25 protein-coding genes are annotated in these 21,446 nt (G+C 72.6%); 15 read left to right on the top strand and 10 right to left on the bottom strand.

The genetic code is table 11. From position 1 onward, the window contains the following. Positions 1-266: 266 nt before the first annotated feature. Positions 267-902, top strand: coding sequence for a TetR/AcrR family transcriptional regulator (locus ACFPFQ_RS46535; protein ID WP_379629731.1), 636 nt, complete (start codon positions 267-269; stop codon positions 900-902). 5 nt (positions 903-907) lie between these two features. Here ACFPFQ_RS46535 and ACFPFQ_RS46530 read toward each other — a convergent pair whose 3' ends face one another. Beyond that, a complete protein-coding gene (locus ACFPFQ_RS46530; RefSeq protein ID WP_379629730.1) occupies positions 908-1,366 on the bottom strand; it encodes a MarR family transcriptional regulator in 459 nt (152 codons plus the stop codon). Here ACFPFQ_RS46530 and ACFPFQ_RS46525 point away from each other — a divergent pair. Together ACFPFQ_RS46525 and ACFPFQ_RS46520 are read left to right on the top strand one after the other, a co-directional pair. Continuing rightward, complete coding sequence (locus ACFPFQ_RS46525) at positions 1,343-1,780, top strand: SgcJ/EcaC family oxidoreductase (RefSeq protein WP_379629729.1); 438 nt, start codon at positions 1,343-1,345, stop codon at positions 1,778-1,780. The two genes, ACFPFQ_RS46530 and ACFPFQ_RS46525, sit on opposite strands and share 24 nt — an antisense overlap. A gap of 13 nt (positions 1,781-1,793) precedes the next feature. Next, complete coding sequence (locus ACFPFQ_RS46520; protein WP_379629728.1) at positions 1,794-2,579, top strand: methylenetetrahydrofolate reductase; 786 nt, start codon at positions 1,794-1,796, stop codon at positions 2,577-2,579. 73 nt (positions 2,580-2,652) lie between these two features. Here the strand turns inward: ACFPFQ_RS46520 and ACFPFQ_RS46515 are convergent, their stop codons facing one another. Continuing rightward, on the bottom strand, positions 2,653-4,098 hold the full coding sequence (locus tag ACFPFQ_RS46515) for an FAD-dependent oxidoreductase (protein WP_379629727.1): 1,446 nt from the start codon (positions 4,096-4,098) through the stop codon (positions 2,653-2,655). Positions 4,099-4,158: 60 nt separating this feature from the next. Here ACFPFQ_RS46515 and ACFPFQ_RS46510 point away from each other — a divergent pair, with 60 nt between their 5' ends. Beyond that, positions 4,159-4,878: a TetR/AcrR family transcriptional regulator C-terminal domain-containing protein gene (locus ACFPFQ_RS46510; RefSeq protein ID WP_379629726.1), complete on the top strand. Its 720-nt coding sequence runs from the start codon at positions 4,159-4,161 to the stop codon at positions 4,876-4,878. After that, positions 4,875-5,630 carry a polyprenyl diphosphate synthase gene (gene uppS, locus ACFPFQ_RS46505; RefSeq protein WP_379629733.1) on the top strand — a complete coding sequence of 252 codons (756 nt, stop codon included), beginning with the start codon at positions 4,875-4,877 and terminating at the stop codon, positions 5,628-5,630. Before ACFPFQ_RS46510 ends, uppS begins: the two co-directional genes overlap by 4 nt. Before the next feature lie 213 nt (positions 5,631-5,843). Here uppS and ACFPFQ_RS46500 read toward each other — a convergent pair whose 3' ends face one another. Next, positions 5,844-6,224 carry a hypothetical protein gene (locus ACFPFQ_RS46500; RefSeq protein ID WP_379629725.1) on the bottom strand — a complete coding sequence of 127 codons (381 nt, stop codon included), beginning with the start codon at positions 6,222-6,224 and terminating at the stop codon, positions 5,844-5,846. An 83-nt stretch (positions 6,225-6,307) separates the two neighbouring features. Between ACFPFQ_RS46500 and ACFPFQ_RS46495 the strand changes: the two genes are divergently transcribed. Both ACFPFQ_RS46495 and ACFPFQ_RS46490 read left to right on the top strand, forming a co-directional pair. Next, entirely contained in the window at positions 6,308-6,562 is a 255-nt protein-coding gene (locus ACFPFQ_RS46495) for a type B 50S ribosomal protein L31 (protein WP_379629724.1), read from the top strand. A gap of 47 nt (positions 6,563-6,609) precedes the next feature. Then, a complete protein-coding gene (locus ACFPFQ_RS46490; protein ID WP_379629723.1) occupies positions 6,610-6,903 on the top strand; it encodes a hypothetical protein in 294 nt (97 codons plus the stop codon). On the opposite strand, the gene ACFPFQ_RS46485 is transcribed toward ACFPFQ_RS46490, so the two are convergent. Continuing rightward, positions 6,824-7,714: a metallophosphoesterase family protein gene (locus ACFPFQ_RS46485; protein WP_379629722.1), complete on the bottom strand. Its 891-nt coding sequence runs from the start codon at positions 7,712-7,714 to the stop codon at positions 6,824-6,826. The genes ACFPFQ_RS46490 and ACFPFQ_RS46485 overlap by 80 nt on opposite strands. A 116-nt stretch (positions 7,715-7,830) precedes the next feature. Here ACFPFQ_RS46485 and ACFPFQ_RS46480 point away from each other — a divergent pair, with 116 nt between their 5' ends. The 3 genes from ACFPFQ_RS46480 (at position 7,831) to ACFPFQ_RS46470 (ending at position 10,983) form a co-directional block, all read left to right on the top strand. Continuing rightward, positions 7,831-9,150: a cytochrome P450 gene (locus ACFPFQ_RS46480; protein ID WP_379629721.1), complete on the top strand. Its 1,320-nt coding sequence runs from the start codon at positions 7,831-7,833 to the stop codon at positions 9,148-9,150. A gap of 151 nt (positions 9,151-9,301) precedes the next feature. Further along, complete coding sequence (locus tag ACFPFQ_RS46475) at positions 9,302-10,603, top strand: cytochrome P450 (protein ID WP_379629720.1); 1,302 nt, start codon at positions 9,302-9,304, stop codon at positions 10,601-10,603. Then, complete coding sequence (locus ACFPFQ_RS46470) at positions 10,600-10,983, top strand: PPOX class F420-dependent oxidoreductase (protein WP_379629719.1); 384 nt, start codon at positions 10,600-10,602, stop codon at positions 10,981-10,983. Before ACFPFQ_RS46475 ends, ACFPFQ_RS46470 begins: the two co-directional genes overlap by 4 nt. A gap of 105 nt (positions 10,984-11,088) precedes the next feature. Here the strand turns inward: ACFPFQ_RS46470 and ACFPFQ_RS46465 are convergent, their stop codons facing one another. The 6 genes from ACFPFQ_RS46465 to ACFPFQ_RS46440 all read right to left on the bottom strand — a co-directional run bounded on the left by ACFPFQ_RS46465 (position 11,089) and on the right by ACFPFQ_RS46440 (position 15,294). Continuing rightward, positions 11,089-11,673 (bottom strand): NADPH-dependent FMN reductase, encoded by a 585-nt coding sequence (locus ACFPFQ_RS46465; RefSeq protein ID WP_379629718.1) that lies wholly within the window; start codon positions 11,671-11,673, stop codon positions 11,089-11,091. 94 nt (positions 11,674-11,767) lie between these two features. Continuing rightward, complete coding sequence (locus ACFPFQ_RS46460; RefSeq protein WP_379629717.1) at positions 11,768-12,826, bottom strand: phosphotransferase family protein; 1,059 nt, start codon at positions 12,824-12,826, stop codon at positions 11,768-11,770. Between the two features lie 49 nt (positions 12,827-12,875). Continuing rightward, on the bottom strand, positions 12,876-13,340 hold the full coding sequence (locus tag ACFPFQ_RS46455) for a DUF3037 domain-containing protein (protein WP_379629716.1): 465 nt from the start codon (positions 13,338-13,340) through the stop codon (positions 12,876-12,878). Continuing rightward, a complete protein-coding gene (locus tag ACFPFQ_RS46450) occupies positions 13,337-14,158 on the bottom strand; it encodes a HipA family kinase (protein ID WP_379629715.1) in 822 nt (273 codons plus the stop codon). The genes ACFPFQ_RS46455 and ACFPFQ_RS46450 overlap by 4 nt, the downstream gene beginning before the upstream one ends. 64 nt (positions 14,159-14,222) lie before the next feature. After that, positions 14,223-14,684, bottom strand: coding sequence for a DoxX family protein (locus ACFPFQ_RS46445; protein WP_379629714.1), 462 nt, complete (start codon positions 14,682-14,684; stop codon positions 14,223-14,225). 46 nt (positions 14,685-14,730) lie between these two features. Continuing rightward, positions 14,731-15,294 (bottom strand): DoxX family protein, encoded by a 564-nt coding sequence (locus ACFPFQ_RS46440; protein WP_379629713.1) that lies wholly within the window; start codon positions 15,292-15,294, stop codon positions 14,731-14,733. 294 nt (positions 15,295-15,588) lie between these two features. Between ACFPFQ_RS46440 and ACFPFQ_RS46435 the strand changes: the two genes are divergently transcribed. The 5 genes from ACFPFQ_RS46435 (at position 15,589) to ACFPFQ_RS46415 (ending at position 21,442) form a co-directional block, all read left to right on the top strand. After that, entirely contained in the window at positions 15,589-16,821 is a 1,233-nt protein-coding gene (locus ACFPFQ_RS46435) for a threonine synthase (protein WP_379629712.1), read from the top strand. Beyond that, positions 16,818-18,092 (top strand): amidohydrolase, encoded by a 1,275-nt coding sequence (locus tag ACFPFQ_RS46430; RefSeq protein ID WP_379629711.1) that lies wholly within the window; start codon positions 16,818-16,820, stop codon positions 18,090-18,092. Before ACFPFQ_RS46435 ends, ACFPFQ_RS46430 begins: the two co-directional genes overlap by 4 nt. 171 nt (positions 18,093-18,263) lie before the next feature. After that, a complete protein-coding gene (locus tag ACFPFQ_RS46425) occupies positions 18,264-19,046 on the top strand; it encodes an ROK family protein (protein WP_379629710.1) in 783 nt (260 codons plus the stop codon). 21 nt (positions 19,047-19,067) lie between these two features. Next, positions 19,068-20,717 carry a glucose-6-phosphate isomerase gene (gene pgi / locus ACFPFQ_RS46420; RefSeq protein WP_379629709.1) on the top strand — a complete coding sequence of 550 codons (1,650 nt, stop codon included), beginning with the start codon at positions 19,068-19,070 and terminating at the stop codon, positions 20,715-20,717. Positions 20,718-20,731: 14 nt separating this feature from the next. After that, on the top strand, positions 20,732-21,442 hold the full coding sequence (locus tag ACFPFQ_RS46415) for a phosphatase PAP2 family protein (RefSeq protein WP_379629708.1): 711 nt from the start codon (positions 20,732-20,734) through the stop codon (positions 21,440-21,442). The last annotated feature ends 4 nt before the right edge of the window (positions 21,443-21,446 follow it).

Here is a 21,446-nt window from a genome sequence, read left to right as displayed (position 1 = left end):
GCGAGGGTGTTCATGCCGCGCTCGAGCCCGCGGCGTGCCTCCTCGTTGAACGCGATCATCTTCGCCATGCCGGAACGCCCCTTCTCGCGGTGTCCCGGTGACCGGCGCCGTCGCCCGCGACGGCCGGACCGCCCTGCATCGCTGCGGCCCGCTCCGGCGCCGATCCCCGGATTGGCACTCGCAGGCCGCGAGTGCCAGTCGAGAGAGTACACAACTTTGCGTGCACGCAAATATGCGTGGCCGCAATATTGTCGTAGGCTGGCGCCATGACCGAGAACGACGGGCTGCGCCAACGCAAGAAGATCGCCACACGGGAGGCCATCAGTGCGGCCGCTCTGCGGCTGGCGATGGAGAACGGCGCGGAGAACGTGCGCGTGGACGACATCGCAAAGGCCGCGGGTGTCTCGCCGCGCACCTACAACAACTACTTCTCCAGCCGGGAACAGGCGATCGTCGCCGCGATCGCCGCCGAGCGCGCGCTACGGGTCGGAGCCGCACTCCGTGCCCGACCCGCCGATGAGCCACTGGCCGAGGCCATCGTCGAAGCCGTGGTGGAGCAGTACGTGGCGGGTGCGGAGCCGGGCAGCGACGCGTTCGCACTGATCACCTCGGCCGCGAGCCTGCGCGCGGAGTTCCTGGAGACGGTCGCGGCGATCGAGCACCCCCTCGCGGCCGCGATCGCAGACCGCACCGGCGGTGCCGACGCGCTGGCGACCGAGGTGCTCGCCGCTGCGGTGTCGGTAGCGGCCCGCGTGGCGGCCGCCCGCTGGCTGCGGCCGGTCGACACCGAAGCCACGGCGACACTGCTCGTCGTGCCGGCCGGTTCGCTGGCCGACGTGCTGCGCAACGCGCTGGCCTGGGTGGCGCCGATGGCGCGTGCGATCGAGGCCGGCAGGCCCTGACGCGCTCACCCGTCGGCGCGCTGCGCGGCCCGCACCGCCTCGGTCGCGTCCTCGAACGCGGCCGCCGCTCGCGTGAAGTAGTCGAAGAGGATGGCCGTCTCCGCAGCGGAGTAGCCGTCGATGATCTCCCCGACGCGGCGGCGGGCCGGGTCGACGGCCTGTTCGACCGCATCGGGATGGGCCACCGGCTGCACCACGACCTTGCGCCGGTCCGCGGGATCGACGACCCGCTCGACCACCTCCTGCCGCACCAGCCGGTCGATCAGCCGGGTGGCCGCACCGGTGGTCAGGCCGGTGCGGGTCGCGATGTCGCCCGCGGTGAGCGGACCGGCCTGCTCGAGCACGCCCAGCGCATACAGGTCGGTGGCGTTGAAGCCGGCGGCCGCGGCCGTCGCCAGCCCGTGCAGCACGACGGCGTTGAGGTAGCGCCGATGGACCCGATGACCGACGACACCGCGATCCACGACCTGCTCGACCTGCTCAGCGACGCCTGGGCCCGGGGCGACGGCGCCGCCTACGGCGTGCTGTTCACCGCCGACGCCACCTACGTCACGTTCGTCGGCACCGTCTACCGGGGGCCCGACGACATCGGATCGGGCCACCAGACGCTGTTCGACAGCTTCCTCAAGGGCACCCGGCTCGCCACCGAGGTGATCGACATCCGCTACCCCGGCCCGGACACGGCGCTGGTACTCACCCGCGGCGACACCTACAAGGGCAAGCCGGGCAAGCTCGGCAAGGTCCAGACCTACACCGTTGTCCGCTCCGGCTCCGACGGCTGGCTCGTCGCGGCGTTCCAGAACACACGCCATCGCCCGGTCATGGAGGCGGTGTCGTTCCGGATGCAGCCGGCGAGCAAGCCGCACGCTGCTGGGTGACTACCGTCGACGCATGGCGAACGACGCGTTCCGGCTGATCTGCGAGATCGAGCCGCCGACCCGACCGGATCTCAAGCACGTCCGCCACCAGATCGGTGTGCTGACACCGATCGCCGAGGCATTCCTGATCCCCGACAACCACATCGGCCGGGCCACGGTCTCGAGCATCGCGGTGGCCAACGAGGTGCGGGCGATGGGCGGACGCAGCGTCGCGTGCGTCAACTCCCGCGACCGCAACCTGCTCGGCTTCCGACGCGACCTGCTCACGGCCGCCGCGTACGGCGTCGGCGAGTTCCTCTTCGTCCACGGCGACAAGCCGACGGCGGGCGGGCGCACCAGCGAGCTGACCGTCCGTTCGATGATCGACGAGGCCCGCTCGGCCACCGACCAGCGCGCGTTCGAGGGCGTCGCACCGTTCCGGATCGGCGTCACGGCCGGGCTGCAGCGCACGCTGCCGGCGTGGAAGCAGGCAGCCGACTTCGCGTTCGTCCAGGTCAGCTACTCACTCGATGCGCTGCAGCGGTGGCGTGACGCGAATCCCGTCGACATCCCCGCCTATGCCGGTGTCATGGTGCTCGCCAGCGCCGCGATGGCACACCGGCTGCGCTCCACCATCCCTGACATCGCCATCCCCGACGCGCTGATCGAGCAGGTGGACGCCGACCCCGCGGCCGGCGTCGAGGCCGCCTGCGAGCAGGTGCTGGCCCTGCGCGCGACGGGGGCGTTCGCGGGCGTCCACCTGGTGCCGGTGGGCCGCTACCGCCAGGTCGCGGCCCGGCTCGAGGCCGAGCACCTCTGACGGGCGCCGCACCCGCACCCTCGCCCCCCGCACCGTCGAGAACGACGTTGCCATGATCCACAGGGCCTTTCGATCATGACAACGTCGTTCTCGACGGGACTCCGAGCAGGGCCGCGCGGGCCGCTGCCGCTTCGGCCGGGTTGACGCCGCGCCAGGCGACGACGTGGTCGGGGCGCAGCAGCAGGGCGTGGCCGGGCGGCAGGAAGTCCACGCTGATCCGATGCACGGGCAGGTCCGGCGCAGCGGGCAGATCGGGCACGTCGGGCGCCACCAGCAGCGCCCAGCCGGGACCGGCCAGGTCGAGTGTCGAGCGGCCGTCCGGGAGCCGGACGTGTGGCACGCGGGTACCGACCCGCCCGGCCGGGGCGAACTCCGTGATCGGCTCCGGCTCCACCACGCCGCAGAGCGCGCCGTCGCGGTACTGCGCGCCGCTCACCGCCAGCACGTACGGGTGGGCATGGCCCGGCCGCGTCCCGCCCGGGTCGCCCATCCGCATGCTCGACTGCTCCGCGGCGAACCAGCCGGCCGTCCGCCGCTCGACGTCGTAGCTGTCGAGCAGCGCCGGGCCCGCCGGGCCGCGCAGGACGGCGGCGAGCTTCCAGCCCAGGTTGTGGGCGTCGGCGATCCCGGTGTTGGCGCCAGCAGCCGCCCACGGGGGCATGACGTGTGCGGCGTCGCCCGCCAGGAAGATCCGGCCATCGGCGAAGCGCTCGGCGATCCGCATCTCCGGTTGCCACGACAGCGCACTGAGCACCTGCAAGTCCGGTGCGGGGACGCCGAGGGCCGTGCGCAGCACGACGGGCCAGTCCCGCTCAGGTACGCAGCGCGCCATGAACACCCATCGGTCACCGCCGATCGAGGCCAGCGTGCCGGGCGCGTCGGGATGCTCGATCGAGCACAGGTTGAACTCGCGTCCGCGCACGACGTCGGCGAGGTCGGCCCGGAAGTAGACGTTCACGATCGGCTCCCCCAGCGCGCCACGCCCCGACCGCGCGATGCCGAGCGCCTCACGGACCGGGCTGCGCGGCCCGTCGGCGGCGACGACGAACGCCGCCCGCAGCGACCTGCCGGGCAACTGCACCTGCACCCCGTCCGCATCCTGCGAGCAGCCGAGCGCCTCGGTCCCGAACCGGACGTCGACACCCGCGGTCACCGCGGCGGCGCGCAGCACCGGCTCCAGCACGTCCTGCGCGATGAGGCACGGCAGCGCCGGGCTGACTTCGACGGCGAGCCCGGCGACTCCCGGCGGGCGCCACAACGGCAGCTGCTCGCACTCCGCCAGCGTCCGGCCGACCGCCGTGTGGTCGTGGTCGGCGAGATCCCGGGCCGCGTCGTGCACCGTCGGCTCCAGCCCCATCTCGCGGAAGATCTCCATGCTGCGCATGTTCAGCCGCCGCGCCTTGGGCTGCGGCGAGGTCGTCGCCCGCCGCTCGACGAGCGTGACGTCGACGCCGTGGTGGCGCAGCACCAGCGCGGTCGTCAGCCCGACCAGCCCGCCGCCGACCACCACCACATCCACGGCGCGTGTACGTTGTACATTCATATGTACCTTGTACACGCAGGCTAGGATGCTCCGCAAATGCCTTCGCCCTCAGAGCCGGGCGGGCTGGTGTGGTTCGACGCGCCACCCCCGCCCCGCGCCACGCCATTGCTGAGCAGGGAACGGATCGTGGCCGCCGCCATCGACGTCGCCGACGCCGATCCACGCGGCGCGATCACGATGCGCACCATCGCCGCGCGCGTCGGGTCCAGCACACCGATGTCGCTCTACCGCTGGGTCGGCAGCAAGGACGGGCTGGTCGATCTCATGGTCGACGAGGTGTACGGGCAGTTCACCGTGCCGGACGGGGACTGGCGCGCCGGCCTGCGCGGGATGGGCCTGTCGGGCTGGGCCGCCGTGCAGCGCCATCCCTGGTTCGCCCGGATGGCGTTCAGCCGCCCGCCACTGGGCCCGCACGCCATCGCGCTCTACGACGCCGCGCTCGGCGCGCTCGCCGGGCTGCAGCTCGACGCCGCCACCCGGATGGGCTTCGTCAACACGGTGCTGGGCCAGCTGCTCGGTTCGGGGCTCGCCCTGCTGGAGGAGGCGACGATGCGCCACCGCGCCGGCGTGCGGTCCGACGAGCAGCTCACCGACGCCGCGCGGCCCTACCTGGAACGGATCACCGCGGAGGGCCGCTACCCGCACTTCATCGCCTGGGCCAACGACCCCGGACGGAACGCCCCGGCCCCGCCCACCTTCGAACAGGTACTGGACTGGCAGCTCGACGGACTGGAGGCGCTCGCGTGCGAGCGATGATCGCGCGGCTCTACGAGCGGAACCTGCTGGCACGGGTCCGCTCGGGGCCGCTGCCCCGCCACATCGGGATCGTCATGGACGGCAACCGCCGGTGGGCCCGCCAGGAGGGCCTGCCCGACGCCAACCTCGGTCACCACTACGGCGGCCGGCACGTCACGCGCGTGCTCGGCTGGTGCACGGAGCTGGGCATCGAGCACGTCACGGTGTTCGTCGCGTCCACCGACAACCTGACCTCACGCCCGCAGGCCGAGCTGCAGCACCTCATGACCGTGATCGAGGACGTGGTCGCCGTCGAGCTCTCCCGGCCCGGCGGCCCGTGGCGGGTGCGCCTCGCCGGCCGGATCGACATGCTGCCCGACTCCACCGCCCGCGCGCTCAAGGAGGCCGTCGAGGCGACCCGGGAGCGGCCGGCGCGCACCGAGGTGACGATCGCGATCGGCTACGGCGGCCGCGACGAGATCGTCGACGCGGTGCGGTCGATGCTGGACGCCGCCGCGCGCGACGGCATCGGGCTGCGGGAGCTCGCGGGGCGGGTCACCGACGACGCGATCGCCGCGCACCTCTACACCGCAGGCACCCCGGACCCGGAGCTGGTGATCCGCACCAGCGGGGAGCAGCGCCTGTCGGGGTTCCTGCTCTGGCAGTCGACCCACGCCAACCTGCACTTCTGCGACGTCTACTGGCCCGGCTTCCGGCGCATCGACCTGCTGCGGGCACTGCGCGCCTACGTGCGGGACCAGGCGCGGCGCTGAGGTCGAGCCGCGGGTCGGCGGGCCGCGGGTAGCCCGGTCCGGACTGCAGGAAGGCCTTGCCGCAAGATTCTTGCGGGAAGGTGGCTGTCAGGAGAATCCCCATCCGAACGCGGCCTACCAGCGGGACCTACCGGGAACCGCACCCGACACCCCCACGCGCAGCCACCCCGCCACCGTGATGTCACGTTCCCAAGCCTGTGCGTGGGGCGGGCGCTAGTTCCGGCTCGCCGCCGCGATCCCCCGCTGCACGTCGAGCAGATGGCCCGGGAGCGACGCCGCATCCAGCGTGCCCACCCGCAGCCAGTCCCCCAGCGCCGCGACGTCCGCCGACGTGCGCAGCGGACCGACCCGCACCAGCGGCGCCGACGGCCTGCGGTCGGCGTCGCAGGGCTGCACCAGCACGACCGGCGCCATCGGCCGCAGCCGGCAGGTGGTGGCGCCGAGCAGGCAGCCCGTGCAGACGAGCACGCCGTGCGAACCCTCGCGCACGACGTCGCGGACCGTGTTGAGCACGTGCCCCGCCACCGACAGGTCGCTGCGCATCCCGCAGCCCGGCGCCGTGCACATCACCGCCGTGAAACCGATCGTCTCCACCCGCACCCCTTGGAGTAAAACGACAACCATTATCGTTAGCGGGAACAGTAACAGAGCAACGTACGAGAGCTAGGGAGAACGCGATGCGTCCGCAGATCCATCCGGCCTACGGTCCGGTCGTCTACCAGGACCGCTCCACCGGCGACTCGTTCCTCACCCGGTCGACCGCAACCTCCGCCGAGACCGTCGAGTGGGCCGACGGGCAGACCTACCCGCTGATCCGCGTCGACGTCACGTCGTTCTCGCACCCGTTCTGGACGGGCGGCGTGCGGGTGCTCGACGCGGCGGGGCAGGTGGAGAAGTTCCGGCGGCGCTACGGCACCCGACCCGGGAAGTGATGACCCGACCGGCGGGCGCCCGGCCCGGATGTGCGCGACGATGAGTCGTGCGCACCCGGGCCGTCGTCGTCACCGACATGCGGGAACCGCTGGTGGTCGTGCACCGGCGGTTGATCCGCAGGCGCAGCGTGCTCGCGGCGATCTGGATCGCCGGCTGGGCCGCCACCGGGTTCGTCTCCGACGTCGCCTGGCTCGCGTGCACGCTGCTCGTGATCACAGGCCCCGCGCTCTGGCTGCTGGTCTGGGCCTGGACGGCGCGGTTCACCGCGGGTCGCCGGGAACCGGTGGGCCGTCGGGAGCTGGCGGCACCGGCAGCACCTGACGCGGCAGCAGGTCGGTGACGGTGGTGCCGAAGCGCAGGTCGCGCTTCTTCCACTCCCGCGGGTAACCCAGTGACGCCTCCACGAACCGCACGCCGTCCTCGTGGATCACACGCGGGATGTGCAGGTGCCCGTAGACCACGACCTTCGCGCGGTAGCGCACGTGCCAGTCGGCGGTGCGCTCGGTGCCGCACCAGAGCGCGAACTCCGGGTAGGTCAGCACGCGGGTCGGCGTGCGCGTCAAGGGCCAGTGGTTCACCAGCACGGTGGGGATGTCCGGATCGCAGGCCGCCAGCCGCTGCGCGCTCAGCTCGACGCGGGCATGGCACCACTCGGCCCGCCCGGGGTACGGGTCGGGGGCCAGCAGCGCCTCGTCGGTGGCCACCACACCGGCCGCGTACGCGGCCGCGATCGCCTCGTCGTAGGTGGACGTGCCCGCCGGGCGGAACGTGTAGTCGTAGAGCACGAACAGCGGCGCCACCGTGGCCGGGCCACCATCGCCGTGCCACACCGGGAACGGGTCCTCCGGGGTGAGGACGCCCAGCTCCCGGCACAGTGCCACGAGGTGCTCGTAGCGGGCGACGCCGCGCAGCGCCACCGGATCCTTCTTCCGCGTCCACAGCTCGTGGTTGCCCGGTACCCAGATCACCGTGGCGAACCGGTCGCGCAGCAGCTCCAGCGCCCACGCCACGTCGGCGACCTGCTCGGCGACGTCACCGGCCACGATCAGCCAGTCGCCGTCCGACGTCGGTCGCAGCCCCTCGGTGATCGCGCGGTTCTCCGGGTAGCGGACATGCAGGTCACTGACGGCCAGCAGCCGCGGGGAGCTCACGTACAAGTCGTACCCGACGCCCGTGCCCGCAGCCGATCCGGCCGTTCGGTCCATGCCGGCGCGCACTACTGCCCGGTAGCGTCGCCGGGAGGACACGACAGAGGGGGCGACAAGCGATGGCGGTGACGGCACGGGCACGCCAGACGGTCCGGTGGGGACTGCGGCATCTCATCGCGCGGCGGATGATCCGGCGCGCCGCGCGCGCCGGCAGCACCGACGCGCTGCTGATGAACGAGACCGCACTGACGGCGAACCCGTTCCCGTACTACGAGTCGCTGCGCCGGCAGGGCCGGCTCGTCGACAGCGGTCTGACGCTCGCGGCCACCGCCCACGACCTGTGCACCGCAGTGCTGCGCAGCCAGGACTTCGGCGTGGTCGGCGGCCCGAACGAGCGAGTGCCGGCGCCGGTGCGGTGGGTGGTGGCCTTCGGCGGTCGCGGCCCCATCGGCACGATCGAGCCGCCGTCGATGCTCGCGGCCAACCCGCCCGACCACACCCGCTACCGCCGGAACGTCTCGCGGGCCTTCACCGCGCGCGCCGTCCAGGCGCTGCGCACCCGGACCGAGCACATCGCCGCCGAACTTCTCGACGGGATGGCGGCGCGGACCGGGCCCACCGATCTGGTCGCCGAGTACGCGGCGCTGCTACCCGTCACCGTGATCTCGGAGATGCTCGGCGCGCCGCTGTCGATGCGCGAGCAGTTCCTGGAGTGGGGATCGGGCGGGGCGCTGCTGCTCGACCCCGGCCTGCGCTACGCGCAGTTCCGCCGCTCCGAGGACGCCATGCAGGCGTTCCACACCTGGATGGTGGGCCACCTCGCGCACCTGCGTCGCGAACCCGGCGACAACATCCTCTCGGCGCTGGTCAACGGCCAACCGGCCGAGGGCGGCCTGACCGAGGACGAGCTGTGCAGCATCGCGATCCTGCTGCTCGGGGCCGGTTTCGAGACCACCGTCAACCTGCTCGGCAGCGGCGCCATCCTGCTGACCAGCCATCCCGAGCAGCTCGAGCGGTTGCGCGCCGACCCGTCGCTGTGGCCCAACGCGGTCGAGGAGATCCTCCGCTTCGAGTCGCCGGTGCAGCGCACCGGGCGCTCCGCGCTGCGCGACACCGTGGTGGCGGGCGAGCGGGTGGCGGCCGGACGGATGGTCTCGCTGCTGATCGGTGCCGCCAACCGGGACCCCGCGGTCTTCACCGAGCCGCAGACGTTCGACATCGCGCGGGCGAACGCCGACCAGCACCTCGCGTTCTCCAGCGGCATCCACTACTGCCTGGGCGCCGGGCTCGCGAAGATGGAGGGCGAGGTGGGGCTGCGCGCGCTGTTCGACCGCTTCCCCGATCTGACGCCCAGCGGCTCCCCGCGACGGCGGACGACCAAGATCCTGCGGGGCTACGACGCGATCCCGGCGCGGCTCACGGCCACGGTCGACGCCTGAGGGCCCCACGGAGCGCCTGAGGAGGCACTGAGGAGCCACTGCGGAGCGCGCTGGCCGATCGCAGGTTACCGCGGGTAGCGTCGGCACCGGACGACGCGAAGGGGGCAGGGTGGTAGCGACAGCAGCGACACGATCAGCACCGACCGGTGGCGTGCGGAGGCGGATCCGCTGGGGCCTGCGCCACGGCCTGATCCGCTTCGCGATCCGGCGCGGGATCAAGACCGGCGATCTCGGCACCCGGCTGATGGTGGAACCGGAGCTGCTCGCCGACCCGTTCCCCGCCTACGAGCAGCTGCGCGCGCAGGGCAGGCTCCTGTCCAACGGGATGGTGCTCACCGCGCTCGACCACGACCTGTGCGTGGCAGTGCTGCGCAGCCCCGACTTCGGCGTCGTCGGCAACCCGAGCGGGCAGGCCCCCGCCCCCTTGCGGGCGTTCGAGCGGCTGGCCGGGCGCGGGCCGCTCAGCCCCGCCGAACCACCGTCGATGCTCGCGACCGATCCGCCCGACCACACCCGCTACCGCAAGCTGGTCAGCCGGGCGTTCAGCGCGAAGGCGGTGGCGGGGCTGCGCACGCGCGCGGAGGAGATCGCAGCGGAGCTGCTCGACGAGATGGCCACCCACGGCCCCACCGTCGACGTCGTGCACGAGTACGCGAGCCTGTTGCCCGCCACGGTGATCGCCGAGATGCTCGGGGCCCCGGTGGAGATGCGGCGCCAGCTGCTGGACTGGGGCCACGGCGCCGCCAACTCGCTTGACGCCGGGCTGGGCTTCGCCGACTTCCTCGACGTCGAGCACGACCTGACGGCGCTCTACGGCTGGATGGACTCCCACCTCGACGAGGTGCGGCGCAACCCGGGCCAGAACATCCTCTCCGACCTCGTCCACGCCCGCGACGGCGAGGGCCGGCTCACCGACGAGGAGCTGCTGAGCATCGCGGTGCTCCTGCTCGCCGCCGGCTTCGAGACCACCGTCAACCTGATCGGCAACGGCATCGCCCAGCTCACCGGCCACCCCGAGCAGCTGGCGCTGCTGCGGGCGGATCCGGCGCTGTGGCCCAACGCGGTGGAGGAGGTCCTGCGCTACGACTCCCCCGTGCAGCGCACCGGCCGCGTCGCGCACCGCGACACCGAGGTGGCAGGCGAGCGGATCCGGGCCGGTCAGCTCGTGCTGACGCTCGTCGGCGCGGCCAACCGCGACCCGCAGGTGTTCGCCGACCCGCAGCGCTTCGACGTCACCCGCGCCAACGCGGGTGACCACGTCGCGTTCTCCAGCGGTGTGCACTACTGCCTCGGTGCTGCGCTGGCGAAGATGGAGGGCGAGGTCGGCCTGCGCGCCCTGTTCGACCGCTTCCCCGACCTCGTTCCGGTCGGCACGCCACAGCGGCGCAAGGCCCGGGTCCTGCGTGGCTACGACGCGATGACCGTGCGGCTCACCGCGAGCGTCGACGCGTGAGCCCGACCAGCGCCGCGGCACTCGGCAGCGCGCAGTACGTGCAGCTCACCACGTTCCGCAAGGACGGACGGGCCGTGCCGACCACGGTCTGGGTCGCACCACTCGACGGGAGATTGGGCGTCTGGACGGTGGCCGACTCGGGCAAGGTCAAGCGGATCCACCGCAACGGTGCGGTCACCGTCGCGGCGTGCGACCGCCGCGGCACGCTGCTCGGCGCGGCGGTGCCGGCCACCGCAACGGTGCTCGACGAGGACGGCAGCACGCGGGTGCGGCACGCGCTGCGTCGCAAGTACGGGGCGATGGGCCGGATCGCGATCGGGATGAGCATCCTGCGCCGCGGCAAGGCCGGCAGCGTCGGGCTGCAGATCACGCCGACCTGAGCGGGGCCGGTCGGCCCTCCGGATCGCAGCATGGTGGCCATCCTGCGATCCAACGCTGGGATGGCCACCATGCTGCAGTCGAGAACCACCCCCTGGAACCGGGGCTCAGGCTCCGCGCAGCACCCGGCCGGCCGGCACCCAGCGGGCCAGCGCGTCGAGCATCGGGACGACGCCTGCCGCGATCTCCGGGATCGGGACGAACGTGCGGTCATCGCCCTCCCCCTCGATCATGGTGTGGACGAACGGGATGGGCACGGCCTCCACCATCACTGGTACGGACAGGGCCGCGAGCACCGGCTTGAGCGCCTGGACGGCCCGGATCCCGGCGCCGACTCCGCCGTAGCTGACCGTGCCGACGGGCTTGTGCTGCCACTCGAAGAACAGGAAGTCGATGGCGTTCTTCAACGCGCCGTTGAAGCTGTGGTTGTACTCGGGCATCACGAACACGAAGGCGTCGGCGCGGTCGACCGTGGCGCTCCAGGCCTTGGTGTGCGCGTGCTCGTACTTGCGCAGGCGCGGGTGGTGCGGCTCGTCGAGCACCGGCAGGCCGGCCTCCGCGAGGTCCACCACCTCCACGTCGAACGCACCGTGCTCGCGGGCCTGCTTCTCCACCCACTGGCTCACGGGGAGACCGGCCCGGCCCGGGCGGGTGCTGGCGATGACGATCTGCAGAACGGGATTCTCGGCCATGAGCTTAGTTTAACTCTCAACTTATGTCGGTCGGGACCGGGCCGGTCCGCATTGTCCGCTGGAAGATCGACACCGGGGCACCGGCGCGCCGTGCTCAGCCGCCCAGCGCCGCCAGCGCCGCGGCCGACTGGCGGTAGATGCCCTCGAGCCGCTCCTTGCCCATGCCATCGGTGGTGGCCCGGCCCATGACCCCGGCCTCGTAGCGGCTGTAGACCCCCGCTCCGATGCACGCCGAGCGCCAGCGCGCGAAGGCCACGTAGAAGTCCAGGTCGGCGACGTTGCGCCCGGAGCGCGCCGCGTAGCGGGCCACGAGCTCGGCGCCGTCGGGATAGCCGGGCACCTGGTTCGGACCCAGGATCGTCGGCGGCGCCACGTCACCCGGCCGGCCCCACGAGGCCATCAGCCAGCCGAGGTCGGCCAGCGGGTCACCGAGCGTCGCGAGCTCCCAGTCGAAGACGGCGCTGACGGTGCCGTCGGGCCGCACGGCGAGGTTGCCGAGCCGGAAGTCACCGTGCGCGATCCGGACCTCCGACGGCGGCAGCGTCGCCGCCCGTGCCACCAGCCGCTCGTGCGCCGCGTCGATCGTGGACAGGTCGGGCACCGCCGACTCGTGCACCTGCCGGTGCCAGCGGCGCAGCTGGCGGTCCAGGTAGCTGCCGGAGCGGCGCAGGTCACCGAGCCCGACGGCGTCCGGGTCGACGGCGTGCAGGTCAGCGAGCACGTCGACGGTCTGCAGGCCGGCGGTGCGGCGCGGGTCGCCCGCGGCCAGCTCGTGACCGGACTCCACGTCGTTGAGCACCGCGCCCTCGACGAACCGCATCACGTAGAACTCGGCGCCGATGACGTCGGTGTCGGCGCAGTAGGCCACCGGCTGTGCCACCGGTACCGGCGTCGGCGCGAGCGCGGCGATGAAGCGCCACTCGCGGCTCATGTCGTGCGCGGTCGCGAGCACCATGCCCGTCGGCGGGCGGCGCAGCGCCCACGCACCGCCGTCGGCGTCGACGATCCGGTAGGTGAGGTTGGAGTGACCGCCCGAGATCTGCTCGACGGCGACGGGTCCGGCACCGACGGGGATGTCCGGCACGGCCGCACGCAGCCATGCGGTGAGGGCGGCGGCGGGGACGGCGTCGATCTGCACTGATCGCTCGGTCATGGCCCCATTCAAATGGCGCGGGCGGCGGGCGGCCAGCGTTGCCGCGCGATCAGGGCCCGTGGGGTGACTCAGCCGACACCCCGGCACCGTCGATGGCGGAGCGGGCGGCCCCGACCGGCAGCACCAGCAGCTCCAGCAGCCGCTCCAGCTCCGCCGCCGGATCGGCGGTCAGGCCCGTGTGCACCGGGCCCGGCTGGATCACGGTGCTGCGCGGCGCGGTGAGCCTGCGGAAGCGACGGCCGTTGTCCTCCTCGCCTGCCGGGCCCGCGTAGCGGGCCGCCTCGATGCCGCCGGACCCACAGAGGCGCGCGAGCGCGTCGAGCGCGTTCCCGATCCCCGCGGTGTCGGCATGCGGGTCGAGCGCGGCCAGGCGGGCGCGGTCCAGGTGCACGCTGGCGCCGAGGAAGTCGAGACCGCGGCAGTAGAGCAGGACACCGGCGTTGATCCGTTCTCCCCGCTCGACGCGGGGCACCACCTGCAGTGCGGCGTACTCGAACGCGTGCCGCCCGCTCATGACGCGACCCGCGCCGCGACGGCCGCCCGCACGCCCGGCAACCACTCGGCCGCGGCATCACGTCGAGCCAGCAGCTGCGCCACGTACGCCGCCCGGACGGCGGCCGGGTCAGTGAATCCCGGTTCCCCCTCGAGCCAGCGGTCCGGCACGGCTGCCACCGCCGTGGCGAGCGCCGCCGCCGTGAGGCGTGGGCCCAGCTCGGCGGCGGCCGCGTCGACGTCGGGGCCGCCGGCGTCGACACCGACGCCGATCAGCACGTGGTCGGTGGCGTTGTAGGGCCGCGTGATCCACGCCTGCGCCCCCGCCCAGGCGTGGTGGAACGTCAACGTCGCTCCGTGGTCGATCAGGTAGGGCCGCCCGTGCCAGCTGAGCATGTTGGGGTTGCGCCACGACCGGTCGACGTTGCCGACCAGCGCGTCGAACCACAGGACCTGCGCGGCCAGTTGCGGCTCGATCCGCACCGCAGCCGGGTCGAGGTCGAGCGCGCCGGGCAGGAAGTCCATGCCGAGGTTGAGCCCGGGACTGGCGCGCAGGAGCTCCTGCACCTCCTGGTCGGGCTCCGACATCCCCAACGCCGGGTCGAGCTCCACCGTGACGAGCTCCGGGACCGGGAGCCCGAGACCGCGGGCCAGCTCACCGCAGACGATCTCGGCCACCAGCACCTTCGCACCCTGCCCGGCGCCGTGGTACTTCACGACGTAGGTACCGAGGTCGTCGGCCTCCATGAGACCCGGCAGCGAGCCGCCCTCACGCAGCGGTGTGACGTAGCGCAACGCGGTGACGTGGCGCAGCGGTGTGACAGCGGTGGTACCCGACACGAACATCGCCTCCGGCGATCAAGATACTTCCCCGTATCACGATCGCCGTCGGGGTTCGCGTTCCTCAGCCGCGGGCGAAGGCCAACGTCTGCTCCCGCTGGCGGCTCTGGTACTCGCGGACGAGCCGGTCCACGCTGTAGCGACCCGGTCCCATCGCCGCCAGTGCCAGCAGGCCGACCGTGATGACGCCGACGAGCTCCCATCCCCCGTTGGCCACGAAGATGCCCTTCGGGATGTGCACGAACACCGCGGCCCCGACCATGACGACCGACATCAGCCCGCACACCAGGGTGGTGAGCGCGCCGATGATCAACAGGAACCCGCCGAGGAACTCGACCACCGTGACGAACGAGGCCGAGATGATGGCGAGCGGGATGCTGAGGTTCTCGAACCCGTCGGTGGTGCGGCCGATGCCGTTGATCAGCATCTTCTGGTAGCCGTGGGCGAACATCACGACACCGAGCAGGACGCGGGCGAGCAGCAGGCCGACGTCGGCGGCGGGCTTGGGGAGCGGACGGTTCAACACAGGTGGCCTCCGGGGCGCAGGAAGGTCAGATGGCGGAGGTGAGACGTCAGCCGTTGGCGCGGGTGACGGAGATGCCGAGGTGCTGCGGGGTGCGCGCCGGCGTCTGACGGACCGACGCGGCGAACGTGCCGGCACCCGAGGTCGCCCGATGCGCCTGCACCGGCTTCTGGGCGAGCGCGTCGTTCTTGCTGCGGTGGGCGTTGATCAGGTGGTCGAGGCTGAAGCGGCCCGGGCCCATGGCGGCCAGCGCGAGCTCGCAGGCGACGATCACACCGACGAGTTCCCAGCCGCCGTCACCGGCGAAGATGCCGTGCGTGACGTGGACGAAGCCGGCGGCGCCGACCATCACGACCATGTCGAGCGCCACCACGACGGTGGTGAGCACGCCGGCGATCAGCAGCACGCCGCCCACGAACTCGACCACGGTGACGAACGACGCCGACACGATGGCGAGCGGGATGCCCATCTTCTCGAACTGGCCGTACGTACCGGCGATGCCGTTGATCATCAGCTTCTGCCAGCCGTGGGCGAACAGCACCACGCCGAGCAGGATGCGACCGGCAAGGAGCGCGAAATCTCGGGCTGGGGCGGGTAGCGGTCGGTTGAACAAAGGGGGCCTCCGGAGCCGTCGGTGCGAACACTCTGTGAGCGGACTACCTCGCTGGGTGAGAGGCAGTTAACCCGATGGATTCGCATGATCACGGCCAGTCAGCCCAGTCGGCGGCGGCCGAACGCCTCGGCGCGACGAGCAACCGGCTGCTCCATTCGCGCGTGCAACTGCACGTGCACGGTCAGTCGCCCCGCGTGACCGTCCGTTCATCGTGATCACCTGCACACTGTGATCGCCGACACCTGCGGGCGTGGACGGGTTGACGCGCTCGTCGCATCCAGCTTGCCTGCCGTCGTGTTCTCCTCTCTCTCGCACCTGGAGTGCTCGCGCGACGGCTCCCGCCACGACGCCGACATCGTGCAGGGCACGTCACCCCTCGGGGCGCCGCTGCTGGCGCGCTACGACCTCGAACGGGTGGCGGGCACCGTGTCCCCCGCGCAGATCGCCACCCGCCCACCGGACCTGTGGCGCTACCGCGAGCTGCTCCCGGTCCGCGACCCCGCACACGTCGTGACGCTCGGCGAGGGCATGACGCCGCTGCTCGCGCTGCCCCGCCACGGCGCCCGACTCGGCGTGCCGCTGCTGCGGATGAAGGACGAGGGGCTGATCCCGACCGGCGCGTTCAAGGCGCGTGGCGCGGCCGTCGGGGTGTCCCGGGCCGCCGAGCTGGGCGTGCGGGGCATCGCGATGCCGACGAACGGCAATGCGGGCGCGGCATGGGCCTGCTACGCCGCGCGGGCCGGGCTGCGGTCGTTGATCGCGATGCCGGTGGCCGCGCCGGAGATCACCCGGCGCGAGTGCGTGGCGGCCGGCGCGGAGCTGTACCTGGTGGACGGCCTCATCGGGGACGCGGGCGCGATGATCGCCAAGGCCGTCGCCGACCGCGACGGCTACCAGGACACGTCCACGTTGAAGGAGCCCTACCGCATCGAGGGCAAGAAGACGATGGGCTACGAGATCGTCGAGCAGCTCGGCTGGCGCGCGCCCGACGTCATCCTCTACCCCACCGGCGGCGGGGTCGGGATCATCGCGATCCACAAGGCACTGCTGGAGCTGAAGGAACTCGGTTGGCTGCGCGGCGAGCTGCCCCGGCTGGTGGCGGTGCAGGCCGCCGGCTGCGCGCCGATCGTCGACGCGTTCGCTTCGGGCGCCACCGAGTCCACCGCACCGGCCGACCCGCACACCGTCGCGTTCGGGATCACCGTGCCCAAGGCACTCGGCGACTTCCTCGTGCTCGACACGGTCCGCTCGACGGGTGGCACCGCGATCGCCGTCACCGACGAGGAACTGCTCGCCGCGCAGCTGCAGTTGGCCCGCGACGAGGGCGCGTGGGTGTGCCCGGAGGGCGCGGCGTGCTTCGCCGCGGTGGGGCAGCTGCGGGAATCGGGCTGGTTGACCGGAGCGGAGGACGTGGTGGTGCTGAACACCGGGAGCGGGCTGATCTATCCCGACACGATGCCGATCGACGTGCCGACGCTGCCGCGTGACGGCGTCATCCCCGGCGCGATCGCGAGCAGCCTCTCGTGACGGCGCCTGCTCCCGTGACGGGCACGAGCACGGCGGTGGCGTGGCGCCGTGACCTGCACACCCACCCCGAGGTGGGCTTCCTCGAGTTCCGCACGGCGAGCCGGGTGGCCGGCACGCTCGCCGACCTGGGCTGGGACGTCGTGACCGGCCGCGCGGCGATGGTGGCCGCGCAGCGCCTCGGCGTGCCCGCGCAGCCCGAGCTGGACGAGGCGTTCGCCCGTGCGGTCGGGGCCGGTGCCGACGACCGGTTCGTGGGCGGGATGGAGGGCGGGCACACCGCGGTCGTCGCGACCCTGCACGGGCCGCGGCCCGGCCGGGCGATCGGGCTGCGGGCCGACATGGACGCGCTGCCGATCCTGGAGACCGCTGGACCGTTCCACCGGCCCGCCCGCGAGGGCTTCGCCTCGGTCTGGCCGGGAGCGATGCACGCGTGCGGCCACGACGGACACGTCGGGATGGCGATCGAGCTGGCCCAGCGGCTCACCGCCGACCCGCCCGCCGGCAGCGTCACGATCTTCTTCCAGCCCGCGGAGGAGGGCGGGCGCGGGGCGCGGGCGATGGTGCCGACCGGGCTCGCCGACCGCATCGACCTGTTCGTCGCCCTGCACCTCGGACTCTCGCTACCGACCGGCACGTTCACCCCGGCGATCGACGGCCTGCTGGCCAACTCGAAGCTGCGCGCGGTGTTCCACGGCCGCTCGGCACACGCGTCGTTGGCCCCGCAGGACGGGCGCAACGCGCTGCTGGGCGCGGCGTCGGCCACGCTCGCCCTCGCCGGGCTCACGCGGGTGGCGGGCCACGACACCCGGGTGTCGGTGGGGCGCATCAGCGGCGGGACGTCGAGCAACATCGTGCCGGACTTCGCCGAGGTGCTCCTGGAGACGCGCGCCGACGACGGCGCCGTCAACGCCGACCTGGAGACGCGGGCGCGCTCGATGCTGCACGGGGCGGCGCAGATGCACGGGCTGGGCGTCGAGGTGGAGCTGATCGGGACGGTGACCACCGCGCGCGCCGACGCCGCGGCGCACGACGCCGTGGCCGCGGCGGGTCGGGCCGCCGGGCTGCGGGCCGTCGTGCCGGCCGCCGACAGCGGGGTGGCCAGCGACGACGCCACCGCATTGATGCGCAGGGTGCAGGAACGTGGGGGCACGGCTACCTACGCCGGGCTGGGGTCGGACCTGGCCGGGCCGCACCACACGGCCACCTTCGACCTGGACGAGGCGGCCCTGCCGCTGGGGGTGGAGCTGATGGAGCGGCTGATCCGAGGGTGACCGAATGGCCGCCCGGGATCGCAGCATGGCCACCTTCATAGCGTTCAACGTTGGGATGGCCACCATGCTGCGATCCCCGAGAGCAACCCGACCGCCCCCGTTCGGCTGCGCCACCCCGCTCGAAGAGATACCGTCGCCCCGCAGCACTCACGAGCGAAGGACGGGAAGACGATGGACGGACCGCGGACACTGGCGATCGACGTCGGCGGATCGGGGCTCAAGGCCACCGTGCTCTCCCCCGACGGTGAGATGCTCTCGGAGCGGGAGCGCCGCGAGACGCCCTACCCGTGCACCCCAACGGTGCTGCTCGACGAGCTCACCGCGCTGGCGAAGACCCAGCCCGAGTACGACCGGGTGTCGGTCGGCTTCCCCGGTGCCATCCGCAACGGGCGGGTGCGCGAGGTACCGGCGTTCTCCCGCCGCGGCCCCGGCAAGGATCCCGACCCCAAGCTGGTCGCGCTGTGGACCGGTTTCGAGCTCGAGCAGGCGCTGGCCGAGCGGTTCGCCAAGCCGGTGCGCGTCGCCAACGACGCCGACGTGCAGGGTTGCGCGGTCATCAAGGGCACCGGTATGGAGCTGGTGATCACGCTCGGCACCGGCGTCGGCTGCGCGGTGTTCTTCGACGGCGCGCTGCTGCCGCACATGGAGCTGTCGCACGGCCGCTTCGGCGAGGGCCTGTCGATCGAGGTCGCGTGCGGCGACAACGAGCGCCACGAGGTGGGCAAGGAGAAGTGGCGCGAGCGTGTCATGGACGCGCTGGAGGCCATCGAGGCGATGGTCCTGCCCGATCACCTCTACATCGGCGGCGGCAACGCCAAGAAGCTCGACCCCGACACGCTGGGTCCCAACCGGACGCTGGTGCCCAACATCTCCGGCCTGCTCGGTGGCATCGCGTTGTGGGATCGCACGGCAGCCCCGAGGCCCGATCGTGTCCCGGCGGCCACCTCCGGCTGAGACGGGGGCAGGATGGCTCCCGTGCCTGGCACCGACATCACCGCGAGCCCCGAGTGGGCTGCCCTGTCCGCACATCACGCCGACGTCGCCGAGCGGCACCTGCGGGAGCTGTTCGCCGAGGATCCCGGTCGCGTCGAGGCCATGACGGCCGGCGCGGCCGAGCTCGTGCTCGACTACTCCAAGCACCGCATCACCCGCGACACCCTCGGGCTGCTCACGGCGCTGGCCCAGCGGGCCGGGCTGCCGGAGCGCACCGCGGCCATGTTCGCGGGTGAGCACATCAACACGAGCGAGAACCGCGCCGTGCTGCACACCGCACTGCGCCTGCCCGCCGACGCCACGCTCGTCGTCGACGGCCAGGACGTCGTCGCCGACGTCCACGAGGTGCTCGGCCGGATGGGCACGTTCTCCGACGCGGTCCGCTCCGGCGAGTGGACCGGCTACACCGGCGAGCGCATCCGCTCGGTGGTCAACATCGGGATCGGCGGCTCCGACCTCGGGCCGGTGATGGCCTACGAGGCGCTCAAGGCGTACTCCGACCGCGACCTGACGATGCGGTTCGTCTCCAACATCGACCCCACCGACGTCGTCGAGGCGCTGCGCGACCTCGATCCCGCCACCACGCTGGTGATCATCTCCTCCAAGACGTTCACCACGCTCGAGACGCTCACCAACGCCCGCGCCGCCCGCGCGTGGCTGCTCGACGGGCTCGGCGGCGACGAGAAGGCCGTCGCCAAGCACTTCGTCGCCGTGTCCACCAACGCGGAGCTGGTGCGCGGGTTCGGCATCGACGAGGCCAACATGTTCGGCTTCTGGGACTGGGTCGGCGGGCGCTACTCGCTCGACTCCGCCATCGGCCTGTCGCTGATGATCGCGATCGGCAAGGAGCAGTTCGGCGAGTTCCTGGCCGGCATGCACGCCGTCGACGAGCACTTCCGCACCGCGCCGCTGAGCGAGAACCTCCCGGTGATCGCGGGGCTGCTCAACGTCTGGTACGTCAACTTCTTCGGCACCCAGACCCACGCCGTGCTGCCCTACAGCCAGTACCTGCACCGGCTGCCCGCCTACCTGCAGCAGCTGACGATGGAGAGCAACGGGAAGTCGGTGCGCGGCGACGGCACGCCGGTCACCACCGCCACCGGGGAGATCTTCTGGGGCGAGCCGGGCACCAACGGCCAGCACGCCTTCTACCAGCTGCTGCACCAGGGCACGCGGCTCGTGCCGGCCGACTTCATCGGCTTCGCCGAGCCCAACCACGTGCAGCCGGTGGACGAGCGCACCGACATGCACGACCTGTTCATGTCCAACCTGTTCGCCCAGACCGCGGCACTCGCGTTCGGCAAGACCGCCGAGGAGATCGCCGCCGAGGGCACCGCTGCCGATGTCGTGCCGCACAAGGTGATGCCGGGCAACCGGCCCACGTCCACGATCCTCGCGCCGAAGCTCACACCGTCGGTGCTGGGCCAGCTGATCGCCTTCTACGAGCACGTCACGTTCGTCGAGGGCACGATCTGGGGCATCGACTCGTTCGACCAGTGGGGTGTGGAGCTGGGTAAGGTGATGGCCAAGCAGTTCGGGCCCGCCCTCACCGATGCCGAGCCGGACGTGTCGGCGCTCGACGCGTCCACCGCCGCACTCGTGAGCCGCTACCGGCAGTGGCGCGGCCGCTGAGCGACAGGGGACGGATGGACGACGGCTCGACCGAACCGCCCCCCGCGGGACTCACCGCGCCGCTGGCCCCGCCGGCGCCGCGGCCGGGTCTCGGGGTGGGCGCGGCCGTGGTGCTCGGGTTGCTGGCGGTCGCGACGGTCTGGGCGGCGTTCGCCGGGGTCGGCCCGGCCGGCCTCGACGCCGAGGCGCTCGCCGACTCGATCAGCGCCCGCACCGGCACGCTCAACGACGTCGCGCTGGTGATCACGAACATCGGCAGCACGTGGTCGATGGCGGTGCTCGCGGTACTCGTGGGGGCGTGGTGCTGGGCGCGCGGGCGCAACGCCGACGCCGTGTTCGTGGTCGTCGCGATGGCAGGCGGGGCACTGCTCATGCGCGGTCTGAAGGGCTGGTTCAACCGGCCCCGGCCGCCGGTGGCCGATCAGATCCAGGTGCTGACCAACGCGTCGCTGCCGTCGGGGCACGCCACGATGGCCTCGGTGGTGATCTTCTCGCTGGTCGTGCTCGCGTGGGCGGGCCGGGGCCGGGCAGCGCGGATCGCCATGGTGGCGCTGGCCGTCGTGTGGGTGGGCGCGGTCGGTGTCACCCGTATCTACCTGGGTGCCCACTGGTTCAGCGACGTGGTGGCCGGCTGGTGTGTCGGAGCGGCCTGGCTGGCGCTGTGCACGGCGGGGTGGAGCTGGTGGCGGGCCCGACGCCCGGCCGAAGCGCGGCCCGTCAGCTAGCGGG

The organism is Pseudonocardia sp. GCM10023141 (assembly GCF_042653605.1).
This window is presented reverse-complemented; position numbering and strand designations above follow the sequence as displayed.